The organism is Micromonospora sp. DSM 45708 (genome assembly GCF_039566955.1).
Lineage (GTDB): Bacteria > Actinomycetota > Actinomycetes > Mycobacteriales > Micromonosporaceae > Micromonospora.
Genome location: NZ_CP154796.1, coordinates 1,851,422 through 1,863,262 on the forward strand (window position 1 = coordinate 1,851,422; position 11,841 = coordinate 1,863,262).

Sequence of the window (11,841 nt, forward strand, 5' to 3'; positions counted from 1 at the left end):
CGCGTCGCCTTCATGGCCTGCCTGCATGGGCTGAGGGCCGTTAGGCTGCACGTATGGTCCGGGATGAACTGTTGCGGCTACGGGCGAGGGCGGAGGCTGAGGCGGCGACGCTGGCCCAGGATCTGGAGGTGCTGTTCCTGGCATCGCGGGATTCAAATGCTGACGACGAGCACGACCCGGAGGGCGCCACCATCGGCTTCGAACGCGCCCAGTTGACCGCGCTGCTGGCCGGGGCGCGAGCGCGGATTGTCGACGTTGACGACGCGCTGCGTCGGGTGGACGCGGCGACCTACGGCGTCTGCGAACGATGTGGGCAGCCGATCGGCGATGAACGGCTCGCCGCGCGGCCGTTCGCCCGCTTCTGCATGGCATGCGCGTAGGGCATCAAGGAAAGTGCACACGGGGGTGCTCATTAATTCCAGCAAAGCGTTTATGCGGGCCACGACAAGATGCGCTCAATGCCGCGATCCGCGCGGTTCCTGGCGTAACGGAGGCTCAGCCGGCGGCCGAGTGCTCGTGACACCGGTCGCCGGCGGTGTCCGGCAGTAGGACGCACCCGCACACCTGGCACGTTCCCCAGCGGCCGTACCAGGATTCCGTACGCCGGAATCGGGCGATGGCGCCGGCGGGCCGGCCGCCGCCCGGCCCGCCTGGGGTCTACCGGTAGTCGGCGGAGACCCGACAGGCCCTGCCGTCGACGGAGACCGGGCCGCCGTGGGGCAGGATCCACTGTGGTCTGGTGTGGCGAGCGGGATGCCGACGCGGACGACCGCCTCCGGGTTGTGGCGCGTCGGCAAAGGCGGGGCGCGGTGGATCTACGGTCCGCATCGGCACGGCACGGTTATTGGCCCGTGTGTCGCGCGGAACTGACCGAGGAGCACGTGAGGAGCGGTGTCCGAGGGTCAGGCCGTACCCTGGCGGTTGATCCGCCCCTCCCGGGCCGTCTTTGACCGGCTGTGGTCGCGCTCGGTGCCGGCTGATCCGGTCGCGGTGCGCTCGTGCCGCTGATCCGGCGAGTGCTCCACCGTGGCCCCCTGTCGGCCCCGTGCTCCGCTGCCTGGGTGCCGGCGGCCCCGCGCTGACTCGCCGCCGCTGTCATGCTTGTTTCGCTGTTGGCTACCCATGCCGGGTGGATACCCGGCGCCTGGGCGCCCATGCTTGGGTGCGGGACGGCTTCGTGAGCGGGAAACCGGTCGCGCCTACGGTGCGCCCACCGCGCGCGGCGCTGTTCGGGGCGGGCAGGGCGGCGGCGGTCTCGGCGATCATCCTGGTCATCTGGGCGTCGGAGAGCAGAGCAGGCGCGGCGTTCCCGGGGGTGGCGAGGGCAAGGATGCCCCAACATCCCGACTGCGGACAGAAAGTGACGGCACGGCTCGAAGGAGCCCCGCGTGAAGAGACTCGCTCACGCCGTACGGCAATTGTTCCGGAACGTGTCGGCGGCGGCTGGATCCCGGCGGGACGCACCCGGGACGGGCGCCCGGCGGTGGACCCGGCCGCCGCCACCGTGCTCGGCTGGTGGTGGCGGCGAGAGGGCCGGCTGCGTACGGTCACCCAGGATGACGACGCCACCCAACTCGGTCGGGATGCCTCGGCCTCCCGGCTGCTCGCCGACATCGGGGCGGACACCGCCGTGGTCACTCTGCTGCAGTTCTCCACCGCCCTCTGCGCCCCCTGCCGGACTACCCGCCGGCTGCTGGCGGACGTCGGACGCCAGCTCGACAGGATCCAGGTCGTGGAGGTGGACGCCGAGCGTCACCTCGACGCGTGCCGGGAACTCGACGTCTGGCGCTGAACCTGGTTCGGGATGTACCAGAGGAACTCGATGCTCATCGGTGGGTTTCCCCGCTCGGGGGGCGGAGCGGCGGTGGCCGCCCCGCCCCGGTGGGTCCGGTCAGCGGAACAGCCGTGGCGCGTTGCGCAGCGTGTGCGCGGCCACATCGCGGCCGAGCCGGACGCCGGCCTCGTCCGCGGCCCGGGTGTGGATGCCCGACCACACCCGGGCGTCGACGTTCTCCCTGGTGGGTTGCTGCCAGTCGCGGTAGGTCCGGGTGGTGCCGGGTTGGCTCGGGCTGGTGATGGTGTACGGCTCGCGGGCCTGCGGACCCAGCAGGGCGGTGAGCACCTGCTCGGCGGCGCCGGCGTAGGTGTTGTGCCCGCTCGGGTAGTCCGGGTGCGCGGGCGTGGTGTGCAGCGGCGTCCAGGCCGCATCACCGTCTGCGCCGGCCCGGATGGCGGTGACCGGTCGCCAGCGGAGGTGGGCGTACTTGGCGTCGGAGGTCGCGATCTGGGTGTCGACGAGCGCGACGTGGAAGATGGCCACGAGGCTCGCCCGCCCGGCGACCGGCCCGGTGGACTGCGCGAGCGCGGCGCGCAGGATCCCGGTGTAGAGGGTCAGTGAGGCGCCGAGCCAGAAGGTCGCCGTGTCGGTCTGCTGCGGTGTGCGTACCGCGCTGTCCATCGCCCCGTACGCCCGGACCTCGGCGAGGTCCGCCCGGTAGCGCTCCGAGTCCAGCGCGGGCGGTGGACCGGGCCGGTACCGGTCCGGGCGGTCGAGCAGGAACGGCCGGGCGAAGCGGGTTCCGGCCTGCTGGGCGGGGGAGAAGCTCGGTGGGGTGGGCTGCCAGGTGCCCGGCCCCGGTTCGGGGTTCGGATACGCCGGATTGACGGAGGCGGGGTCGAGCCCGTCGCCCGTCCGCTGGGCCAGCAGCGAGCGTGCCTCGGCGCGGCCGGTGGCCGTGCCGCGGTCCTTGGCCCGCCCGTCGGGGATCCGGTCCAGCGTGGTCCGCAGCGCCGTGTCGAGCGCGGCGGCGCCCTCGGGTATCAGGGTGCTCAGCGCGGTGTGGACGGCGGACGCGAGCGCGGCGTCCCGGTAGTGGCCGGGGTTTCCGGTGGGCGCGGTGCGGGTGGCGCGGGCGGCGGCGAGCCAGCTGATCGCCCACGCGCGGCTGTTGGTGACCTGCGGCCGGGTGCCGGTGGCGACGGCGGTCGCGGTGGCGTCGTACCACTCCAGAACGGTGTCGGTCGTGGTGGCGGCGGCCGGCGCGGCGGGCAGGCCGGCCACCAGGACGGCGGCGACGATCACCGTCACAGCGCGGCGCCAGCCGCGGGGGCTCGACAGGGTCATGATGCGTGACTCCTTGCGTGGGAAGAAAGGGAACCGGAGGGAAGGCGGCGCGCCTCGGCCGCTCACCGGGGCGGTCCGGCGGCGGGTGGCGTGGTCCCGCCGCGCCGGCGGCGCGGCGGGTCGGCCAGCGACAGCGGCTGGTAGCCGGCGTCGGCGGGGTTCAGGGCGGAGCCGGGCGGGACGATGGCGTCGATGCGGTCGAGCACGTCGGGGGAGAGCGTCACCTTGGCGGCCGGGTTCGGGTCGAACCGGGCCGGGAACCGGTCGGCCCGGCGGGAGATCGGGGCGTCGAGCCCGCCGTGGTAGCGCCCGGACAGCCATCCGCCGGCGAGCGGGTTCCACGGGGTCACGGCCAACCCGTACCGCTGGGCCAGCGGCAGCAACTCCCGCTCGACCTCGCGGGCGAGGATCGAGTACGGCGGCTGCTCACTCACGACGCGCCCCCGGCCGCGCCGCTGGGCGATCCACTGGCCCTCCACGATCGCGGACGGCGTGGGCGGTTCGGCGATGACAGTCATGACGCTCTTCCTGTCGATTGCGCTACCGGGCGTGCTGGGCCCGGGCAGGTGTGGGTGCGACGCGGCAACGAGTCGGCCGTCGATCGATCCCCGGAGACGCGGGCGGACGTCGTCGCGCCGGGCGGCGCGACGGTGGAGGGAGGTCGGGGGTGCGCGCTCAGCGGCAGCAGCCGCACGCGGCGGTCCAGCCACGGCAACATCCCCGCGACACCGCGACCGCGGTGGCGTCGAGCGGGGCCCGTTGGCTGATCACGGTCTGTACATTAATCCTCAATCCCTACAGATTGAATAGGGATTTCAGTCGTTGGGACGCCGGCTCTTCTGCCTCGCGGGCATGACGGCATTAGGTGATGGTCAGCACGGCGGGCGATGATTGCCTGTGGCGTACGTGAGGGGGTGGTGAGGTGGACGACTGGCTGCCCGACGCTCAGGTGCTCGCCATGCTGGACCTGGAACCGCAGGGCTGGATGCTGGCTCGGGCCGTGCGCGATGGTGACGTGATCGCTGATTTCGAGCTGGTCTTCATCAACGACGCCGGTTGCCGGATGGTCGGTCGACATCGCGCCGAGTTGGTGGGCCGCCGCTACCGGCAGTTGTGGCCGGAGACCGTGCACGACGGAACACTGCCGTTCTACCGGTCGGTGGTGCAGACCGGGAGCCCGGCTGTGCGGATGGTGTACTACGAGCGGGCATCCATCGCCGGGCACTTCGAGTTCCGCGTAGGCCCGTACCGCGACGGGATCATGGTGCGCTGCGTCGACTTGCGGCAGGTGCGGGTGTCGCCGGAGTCGGCCGGTGCGGTGCGGTTGTACGACATGCTCGACACCGCGTTTGACGGGTTCACGGTGCTTCGTCCCGTACGGGCGGCCGACGGAGAGGTCCTCGACTTCGTCTGTGAGTACGTCAACCAGCAAGGGGCCAAGATGACCGGCCGCACCGTGGAGGACGCGATCGGCCATCCGCTCAGCGAGATCGCCGCCCACAGCTGGGAGAGCGGCCTGTTCGACCGTTACCGTGCGGCGGCCGACACGGGGAAGCCGTGGCGGCAGGAGCTGAGCTATCCCGAGATCGGCCAGGTATGGGAGATCAAGGTCGGGCGCACGGGCGGCGGTCATGTGGCGGTGTCGTTCCGGGAGATCACCGAGCAGGTCGACCGGCAGCGACAGTTGGTCGAGATCGCGGCCCGCGCCGAGCAGGCGGCAGCTCGCGCCCGCAGCCTGGAGTGCGTGACCGGGGCGTTGGTCGCGGCGAACACGACAGCGCAGGTCTACGCCGCCATCGGCTCGGTGCTGCGCCCCTCGGCCGGCGGGCAGGGCCTGGCGTTGCTCCTGCGCCAGGAACAGTCCCTCCACCTCGCCTATCACGCCGGCTACGAACCGGAGGTCGTCGCTCGGCTGCGTGAGCTGCCGGTCGAGCATCCCTACCCGGCGGCCACCGTCGCCCGTACCGGGCAGCCGTGTTACCTGACCTCACCGGCGCAGTTCGACGCCGCCCAGCCCGACGCGGACTCGGCCGTCCCGCCCGGCAACCGGCAGGCGTGGGCGTTTCTCCCCCTGACCGTCGCCGGTGAGGTGCTGGGTACGCTCGTCGTCGGCTATCGGGAGCCGCGGGATTTCGACCCGGACACCAGATCGACGCTCACGGCGCTGGCGGCGCTGGGAGCCCAGGCGTTGCAGCGGGCGATGCTGTTCGAGACCAGCATGTCGATCGCCTCCGAGCTCCAGCACGCCCTGCTGCCGGCGACGCTGCCGACCACCGCGGGACTGCGGCACGCCGCCCGGTACCTGCCGTGGACACGGGGCGCCGAGGTGGGCGGCGACTGGTACGACATCATTCCCATCAGTGACGGGATCGTCGGGGTCGTGATCGGCGACGTCGCCGGACACAACACCGCCGCCGCCGCGGCGATGGGACAGGTCCGAGACGCCCTACGCGCGTACGCGATGGCCGGACAGCGACCATCCACCGTCATGACCAACACCAACCATCTCATCCGCGCCGTGCGGCTGGACGCCATGGCGACGTGTTGTTACCTGCGGCTGGACGTCGCCCGGGGCACTGCCACCGGCGTCCTCGCCGGGCACCCGCCCCCCATCCTGCGTGACGCGCACACCACCACCCTGCTCGGCCTCCGCACGCAGGCTCCGCTGGGTGTCTCGGACTCGGTCGTCTACCGCGAGAGCAGCTTCGACTTCCCGCCGGCGGCGACGATGGTGCTGTACACCGACGGGCTGGTGGAGGACCGCAGCCATCCACTTGACCGCGGCCTGGAGGAACTGTGCGCGGCAGTACGCGGCGCACCCCGCCTCGACCCGGCCGACATCCTCGATCACATCCTCCGCAGCGACGTGGGACCCCGGCCGCGGCGTGATGACGTCGCCCTGCTCTGTCTCACCCGAGAACCGCTCGACAGTTGAAGACCGACACGCTCACGCTGGGCCCGCTCGTCGTACCTCCTCCGCTCTCCGGACGACGACCGGATGTTGTGCGTGACCGGCGGCCCAGGCGCTGCCGCCGGACGCCGGCAGGTGTGCCTGGGCGTACCGCATCGGCGACGTGTAGCTTCCGATCATGGGCATCGGCGGTACGGACGACGTGGGTGCCGGGTTGAACACCGCTCACGGCGCCGGTGACGTGACGTTGTTGTCGGAAGAGATCACCGCCGCCCGGGTGACGGTGCTGCGTCACGCGGTCGCCGCGGCAGCCCGTTCGGCGGGTCTGGTGGGCGACGGGCTGGAGGACTTCGTGTTGGCGGTACACGAGTTGGTCACCAACGTGGTGCGCCATGGCGGGGGCAGTGGCGAGGTGCGTCTGTGGCAGCGCCACGACCTCCTGACCTGCGAGGTCAGCGACGACGGGCCGGGGTTGGGTGAGATGACCGTGGCCCTGCCGTCACCGGGGGAGGTCGGCCACCGGGGACTGTGGCTGGCACAGCAGCTCACCGAGGGGCTGATGATCGACAACTCCGGTCAGGGAACGATTGCCTCGGTGACAGCGCAGCTACGTCCCCGATTGACCGGGCACGAGGAAGGGTGACAGTGGCCGCGGAGCATCCCTGGCACTGGCGGGTCGACGTCGGCGCCGATCGTCGCGTCCTGACGCTGACCGGTGAGATCGACATCTCGGGCGCCGACCGGCTCGACGAGCTGCTGCACGAGACCATCGACCAGGCCGGGATGGTGATGGTGGATGTGGCGGGGTTGACCTTCATCGACTCGACCGTGCTCAGCATCCTGATCGGCGCGCACCACCACGCCGCCGATCGGGGAGTGGATCTCGCTCTGGTCAACGCGGCTGGGCAGGTCCGCCGGGTCCTCGACATGACCGGCATCATGAAGCTGTTCGGCCGGGCGGCAGACCTGCCGTCCACCGCGATCTGAACGCGAGGGCTGAGGTGTCACCCGCGAGGCTGCCGGCGCGACACGGGAGCCGGGGAATAGTCAGCCGCGACCTGTCGTGGGCGCACAGAAGCGGACCATGAGCACGGTGGCGTCGTCCTGGAGCCGGTCATCCTGGTAGGCGAGGATCGCGTGGACGAGACGCCGGGCGGTCTCTGGCAGCGGCAGCCCGTCAGCCAGGGCGCGGACGGCGAAGTCGACCAGCCGCTCGGTGCCGAACCGTTCCCCGTCGGCGGAACGGGCCTCGGTGATGCCGTCGGTGTAGAAGAGCACGTCGTCGCCGGGTTCGAGGGCTTCCTCGACCACCAACGGGGGGTGCCGGTCGCCGAGGGCCACGGGCAGGGCGGTGGGCGTGGGTAGGACGGTGGCGACCCGGCCGCGTCGGAGCACCAGCCCGCCCGGGTGTCCGGCGGAGATGACCCGCAGCCGGCCGGTGCGCTGGTCGAGCTCGGCCAGTACCCCGGTGATCAGCCCGCGCCGGTCGTGGTCACGTACCGCGGTGTCGATGTGGTGGTAGGTCTTGACCAGGTCGAGACCGCCCCGACGTGCGTTGCGGTACGCGGCCAGGGCCAGGCTGGCGAGCATCACGGCGCGCATCCCACCACTGGAGCCGTGCCCGACGGCGTCGAACAGGGCGAGGTGGGCGGTGTCGCCGTTGACCGCGTAGTCGAAGGCGTCGCCACCCACGTCGTAGCAGGGCTCCAGAATCCCGCTGATGATCAGGTTGCCGGTGGAAAAGGTGAGCGGTGGCAGCTGGGCGCGCAGCATTTCGGCTGGCAGGCGCATCGGCGCCTGGCGGCGGACCTGCTCGATCGTGTCGCTGTAGTGCGACCGTGTGATCACCAGCTCGGCGAGCAGGGAAGCGACCGCTTCGAACGCGACCACGGCGGAGTCAGGCACGACGGCTGCGGCGGTCACCTCCGCGACGCCCACGCGCTCCAGACCGTTGAGCAGCGGCAGCCACAACCGTGCGCCGCCGTCGACGGGTCCGCCGAAGGACTGCAGCATGCTGAACGCCCGGCCGGCCAGGCTGCCCTCGACTGTCAGAGCGTCCCGGTGCGGTGCGTCCGGGCCGGGCAGGGGAAGCAGTTGACGCTGCTCGTGGTCGACCACGTAGAGGATCATGTCGTCGGCGCCGAGCTGTTGGGCGGCCCGCCGTGCCATCCCCGGCAGGTCCTCGGACCGGGCGTGGTGCGCCTGCCGCAGCAAGTCTCCCAGCGCGTCCCGCTCGCCCATGCCCACGACCTTCGCCTCCGCCCACGCGGGGCTGCCTGACCGGTCAGAGTACGCGGGCGTTCCACCGCGTGGGCTGCTGCCGCCGCCTTGACCCGCAGAAGCGCCGTCAGCGAGACAGCCGCGCACCTCGACGACATCTGTCGGGAGAGCCAGCGCTGGATCCGCCCGGCCCAACGGGCGCTCCTGGCCGCCGCGCGATCCGGTGTGCGGGTTTCTGGGCGAGCCGTCCCGTTCCGCGACGCGCGGCGTCGAACAGGAGTAGCTTCCCGGCGGTCTGCCCGAGCGCCAGTGCGAGGACGGCGACCAGGGCGTGGCTGCCACGGTGTCCGGCGACGAAGTAGTTGGGGCTGAGCACGGGCCAGCACAGGAACGCCAGCGACAGCATCGTGTCCAGCACGACGACGCCCGTGCCCATGACCCTTCGCATGACATACGCGATCCTGAACAGCACCCGCGATGCCGACCCGCTCCGCGCCGCTCCCCGGGTCGGAACGACGATCGTCCGGCCCGGCGTGCGCCTGCCGGGCCGGACGAGCCGTCAACGCACCGAGAACCACAGGTCCTGCGGGCGGTGGTCGGAGAGCCGCTCGGCGGAGACCAGTCGGTAGCGGTGCACGTCGACCGCACCTCGGGTGAACGTCCAGTCGATCCGCCAGAACGGCAGGGGCAGGCCGGCGAGCGGGCTGTCCCAACTGAAGTTCATCGGCGCGTCGAAGCGCCAACTCAGGGGCAGCACCTGGGTGCCCTCGTCGGACGCGTCGCGGGTGACGGCACGCAGCCCGTCGAGTGTGCCCATCGCCGAGGTGGCGTTGAAGTCGCCGGAGACTATCGACGGGTTCGGGTTGCGCCGCACATCCTCGGTGACGGCCGCGACCTCCTCCTGCCGCCAGGTGAACTTGCGCCGGTAGTACCCGTCGAGGTCGACCTGCGGGTGCAGGAAGTCGAGGTCGATCGCGGTCGGCACGGTGACGTGCACGTTGTAGACCGAGACCGTCCGCTCGCCGACACGCAGGTCGGTCCGGAGCACCTTGTCCCGCGCGAAGACCTCGGCGAAGGGGGTGCCGGCGGGCAGCCGGGCGGCCGGTCCGAACAGCGGCTTCGCCACGATCGGAAACCGGGAGATCGTGACCAACTCGCTGCTGCGCGCGATGTGGTAGCCGGGGAATTCGGCGCGTAGCTTCTCGTCGTCGTCCACCGGGAGGTAGCCGGCCTCGGCGCTGCCCGGCAGCCAGACCACATGCTCCTGTAGCAGGTAGACGTCGGCGTTCTGTCGACGGAGGAAGGCGAACTGCGCCTCGGGGTCGCGGTTGCTCATCCCCCAGTAGTTCGTGTTCCAGGTGAAGAGGTGGACCGCGCCAACCGGCACCGGTCGCGCGTCGCGCAGCAGCGCGGCCGGATAGACGCCGAGCTGGTCGACACCGGGGAGCAGGCCCGCCACGGCGAGCGCCACGGCCCAGTGCCGGCGACGACCGCAGGCCGCCGCCGCAGCGGCAGCCAGCAGCAGTGGTGCCAGCACCAGCAGCACCGGCGGGGCCGAGTCCAGCAGGATCGACCAGTGCCACCGCCCGGTCGCCACCCGACGGGTCACCGTGAAGGCCAGGAAGAGCGCGCCGACGCCGACGACGCCCCAGCCGTAGCCGAGGCGCAGCGCGCGGGCGACCCGTCGACCGCGTGACGCCGGTGCCGGGGGCGCCCCGACAACCTCGGCTTCGCGTGTGGTGGTCATGGGGCGACCTCCTGGTAGAGGCTGCGGAAGCGAGGGCGTAGCAGCCATTCGATCAACCCGGTGGCGAGACCGGCGACGACTGCGGTGTTCATCAGCAGATGCGCGGCCGTGAAGAACACGACGAAGCCCCAGCCGCGCTCGCGTCGCACGAAGACGTACTGGCCCAGATCGCTTCCGACGAAGCCGCCGAGGAGGACGACCGTCAGCAGGGCGAGCGGGGGAAACAGGACCGCGGCCGGCACGCTCAGCAACGTCGCCGCCGCCAGGACCGCCGCGGCGGCCCGGCCGCCCGTCTCCATGCCCTGCATGGCACGGCCGCGCCGCAGGTAGAACGGCACCCGCAACCGGCTGCGCCGGAACGCCTTGCGCAGGATGGGCGCCATCCGACTCTCGTCGGACAACCGGCCGCGGACCTTCGAGGTCAACAGCATCGGGTACGACCGCGACAGCCGCTCCGCGTGGTCGATCTCCTCGGTCTGCCGCAGCGCGGGGTTGAACCAGCCGGCTCGGTCGAACGCCTCGCGGGTGACCGCGCCGAGGGCGTAGAACCCGCCGCTGACCAGCCCTTCCGCGCTCTTTCGCCAGTAGTGGTACTGGAGGATGCGGTACTGCCCGACGAGCCCTTCGGCGAACAGCGGCTCCTTGTCGGGCACGCCGAAGACCGCGCCGTAGCCCTCCTCGCCGCGCAGCAGTCGGACCGCGTTGCGGATGGCATCCGGATGCATGGTCACGTCCGCGTCGAGAAAGAAGATGATCTCACCCGTGGCGTGCCGTACGCCGAGGTTGCGGGACGCGCCGGGACCGCCGTTGGCGTCCGCGCTGACCAGCAGGCACGGCTGCCGGGCGGCGAGGGCGGCGCTGGCGTCGGTGCTGGCGTCGTCGACCACGATGACCTCGTGTGCCGGCATCGACTGGGCGTGCACCGAGGCCAGGCAGAGTTCGATGGTGCGGCTGTCGTTGTACATCGGGACGACGACCGACACCGTGACGCGGTCGTCGGCAAGCGTCTCAGCCATACAGGCTTCCCCCTTCGAGGACGAGCAGCCAGAGCCCGGCGTTGGCGAGCATCACGCCGTCACGCAGCAGCACCCGGACGGGGCTGCCGCCGCCGGCGTGCACCAGGACGATCTGGAGGTAGCGGAACAGCGCGAACAGCGCGAACGGAGCGGTGAGCAGCGCGGTGCGGCTGACCGCCGACGCGTGGAGCTGGTAGGTGATGAGCGCGCTGGCCGCGGTGAGCCCGAGCAACTGGTCGAGCAGGTGTTCGGTGTAGCCGACCAGGGCCGGTCGGTGGACGGCGCCGGCGACCCGCAGTTCGTGACGCCGTTTACCCAAGATCAGTAGCAGGCAGACCGACAGCACGCAGAGCGTGAGCCAGCCCGACGGCGGCGCGTCGACCGCGGTGTAGCCCTGCACGAGGCGCAGCACGAACCCGACCGCGACCGCGAACAGGTCCAGCAGCGGCACGTGCTTGAGAAAGAAGCTGTAGGCGACGTTGACGACCAGGTAGGTCAGCAGCGGCCACCACGACCGGACGTCCGTCGCGACCAGCAGGACCAGCCCGGCGAGCAGGAGCGCGGCGAGCGCGCCCGCCTGCCAGGGCGTAACCCGCCCGGAGGCGATCGGGCGCAGCCGCTTGCGGTCGTGGGCCCGGTCGCGTTCGCGGTCGGCGATGTCGTTGAGGACGTACACCAGGGCCGACGCGAGCGTGAAGCCGAGCACCGCCGCGGCGACCGTGCGCAGGTGTGGCCAGCTCCACAGGTCGGCGTCGAGCAGGGGGAGCACCGCCACGAGGTTCTTGGGCCACTGGCCGGGCCGCAGGAGCTGGACGAAACCGCC

12 protein-coding genes and 1 pseudogene are annotated in these 11,841 nt (G+C 71.6%); 5 read left to right on the forward strand and 8 right to left on the reverse strand.

The annotated features are described in order from the left end of the window. Positions 1 to 53 precede the first annotated feature (53 nt). Positions 54 to 380, forward strand: a complete 327-nt coding sequence (locus tag VKK44_RS08660; RefSeq protein WP_343446324.1) for a TraR/DksA family transcriptional regulator — start codon at positions 54 to 56, stop codon at positions 378 to 380. A 277-nt stretch (positions 381 to 657) separates the two neighbouring features. Here VKK44_RS08660 and VKK44_RS08665 read toward each other — a convergent pair. After that, positions 658 to 791, reverse strand: a pseudogene (locus VKK44_RS08665) (LD-carboxypeptidase); the annotation flags it as partial. Positions 792 to 1,483: 692 nt separating this feature from the next. Between VKK44_RS08665 and VKK44_RS08670 the strand changes: the two are divergent. Continuing rightward, the gene (locus VKK44_RS08670) at positions 1,484 to 1,792 is read left to right on the forward strand and encodes a thioredoxin family protein (protein WP_343446325.1); all 309 of its coding nucleotides are present in this window, start codon (positions 1,484 to 1,486) and stop codon (positions 1,790 to 1,792) included. Positions 1,793 to 1,891: 99 nt separating this feature from the next. On the opposite strand, the gene VKK44_RS08675 is transcribed toward VKK44_RS08670, so the two are convergent. Both VKK44_RS08675 and VKK44_RS08680 read right to left on the reverse strand, forming a co-directional pair. After that, complete coding sequence (locus tag VKK44_RS08675) at positions 1,892 to 3,124, reverse strand: vanadium-dependent haloperoxidase (RefSeq protein WP_343446326.1); 1,233 nt, start codon at positions 3,122 to 3,124, stop codon at positions 1,892 to 1,894. A gap of 62 nt (positions 3,125 to 3,186) precedes the next feature. Beyond that, entirely contained in the window at positions 3,187 to 3,642 is a 456-nt protein-coding gene (locus VKK44_RS08680) for an aldo/keto reductase (protein ID WP_343446327.1), read from the reverse strand. Positions 3,643 to 4,046: 404 nt separating this feature from the next. On the opposite strand from VKK44_RS08680, the gene VKK44_RS08685 reads away from it, so the two are divergent. From VKK44_RS08685 to VKK44_RS08695, 3 genes are all read left to right on the forward strand, one after another. Further along, complete coding sequence (locus tag VKK44_RS08685; protein ID WP_343446328.1) at positions 4,047 to 6,059, forward strand: SpoIIE family protein phosphatase; 2,013 nt, start codon at positions 4,047 to 4,049, stop codon at positions 6,057 to 6,059. A 154-nt stretch (positions 6,060 to 6,213) separates the two neighbouring features. After that, positions 6,214 to 6,678 (forward strand): ATP-binding protein, encoded by a 465-nt coding sequence (locus VKK44_RS08690; RefSeq protein ID WP_343446330.1) that lies wholly within the window; start codon positions 6,214 to 6,216, stop codon positions 6,676 to 6,678. Between the two features lie 2 nt (positions 6,679 to 6,680). After that, on the forward strand, positions 6,681 to 7,022 hold the full coding sequence (locus VKK44_RS08695; protein WP_343446331.1) for an STAS domain-containing protein: 342 nt from the start codon (positions 6,681 to 6,683) through the stop codon (positions 7,020 to 7,022). A 60-nt stretch (positions 7,023 to 7,082) separates the two neighbouring features. Here VKK44_RS08695 and VKK44_RS08700 read toward each other — a convergent pair whose 3' ends face one another. The 5 genes from VKK44_RS08700 to VKK44_RS08720 form a co-directional block, all read right to left on the reverse strand. Continuing rightward, on the reverse strand, positions 7,083 to 8,276 hold the full coding sequence (locus VKK44_RS08700) for a PP2C family protein-serine/threonine phosphatase (protein ID WP_343446332.1): 1,194 nt from the start codon (positions 8,274 to 8,276) through the stop codon (positions 7,083 to 7,085). 106 nt (positions 8,277 to 8,382) lie between these two features. Next, positions 8,383 to 8,727: a hypothetical protein gene (locus tag VKK44_RS08705; RefSeq protein WP_343446333.1), complete on the reverse strand. Its 345-nt coding sequence runs from the start codon at positions 8,725 to 8,727 to the stop codon at positions 8,383 to 8,385. A gap of 87 nt (positions 8,728 to 8,814) precedes the next feature. Continuing rightward, entirely contained in the window at positions 8,815 to 10,002 is a 1,188-nt protein-coding gene (locus VKK44_RS08710) for an endonuclease/exonuclease/phosphatase family protein (RefSeq protein WP_343446334.1), read from the reverse strand. Further along, the gene (locus tag VKK44_RS08715; RefSeq protein ID WP_343446335.1) at positions 9,999 to 11,018 is read right to left on the reverse strand and encodes a glycosyltransferase family 2 protein; all 1,020 of its coding nucleotides are present in this window, start codon (positions 11,016 to 11,018) and stop codon (positions 9,999 to 10,001) included. Before VKK44_RS08715 ends, VKK44_RS08710 begins: the two co-directional genes overlap by 4 nt. Next, positions 11,011 to 11,787, reverse strand: a complete 777-nt coding sequence (locus VKK44_RS08720) for a UbiA prenyltransferase family protein (protein ID WP_343446336.1) — start codon at positions 11,785 to 11,787, stop codon at positions 11,011 to 11,013. Before VKK44_RS08720 ends, VKK44_RS08715 begins: the two co-directional genes overlap by 8 nt. Positions 11,788 to 11,841 lie beyond the last annotated feature (54 nt).

Excerpts from the sequence above, each read along its gene's own strand:
- VKK44_RS08660 (WP_343446324.1), top strand. The coding sequence starts at position 54 with ATGGTCCGGGATGAACTGTTGCGGCTACGGGCGAGGGCGGAGGCTGAG.
- VKK44_RS08675 (WP_343446326.1), bottom strand. The coding sequence starts at position 3,124 with ATGACCCTGTCGAGCCCCCGCGGCTGGCGCCGCGCTGTGACGGTGATC.
- VKK44_RS08680 (WP_343446327.1), bottom strand. The coding sequence starts at position 3,642 with ATGACTGTCATCGCCGAACCGCCCACGCCGTCCGCGATCGTGGAGGGC.
- VKK44_RS08690 (WP_343446330.1), top strand. The coding sequence starts at position 6,214 with ATGGGCATCGGCGGTACGGACGACGTGGGTGCCGGGTTGAACACCGCT.
- VKK44_RS08700 (WP_343446332.1), bottom strand. The coding sequence starts at position 8,276 with ATGGGCGAGCGGGACGCGCTGGGAGACTTGCTGCGGCAGGCGCACCAC.
- VKK44_RS08710 (WP_343446334.1), bottom strand. The coding sequence starts at position 10,002 with ATGACCACCACACGCGAAGCCGAGGTTGTCGGGGCGCCCCCGGCACCG.
- VKK44_RS08715 (WP_343446335.1), bottom strand. The coding sequence starts at position 11,018 with ATGGCTGAGACGCTTGCCGACGACCGCGTCACGGTGTCGGTCGTCGTC.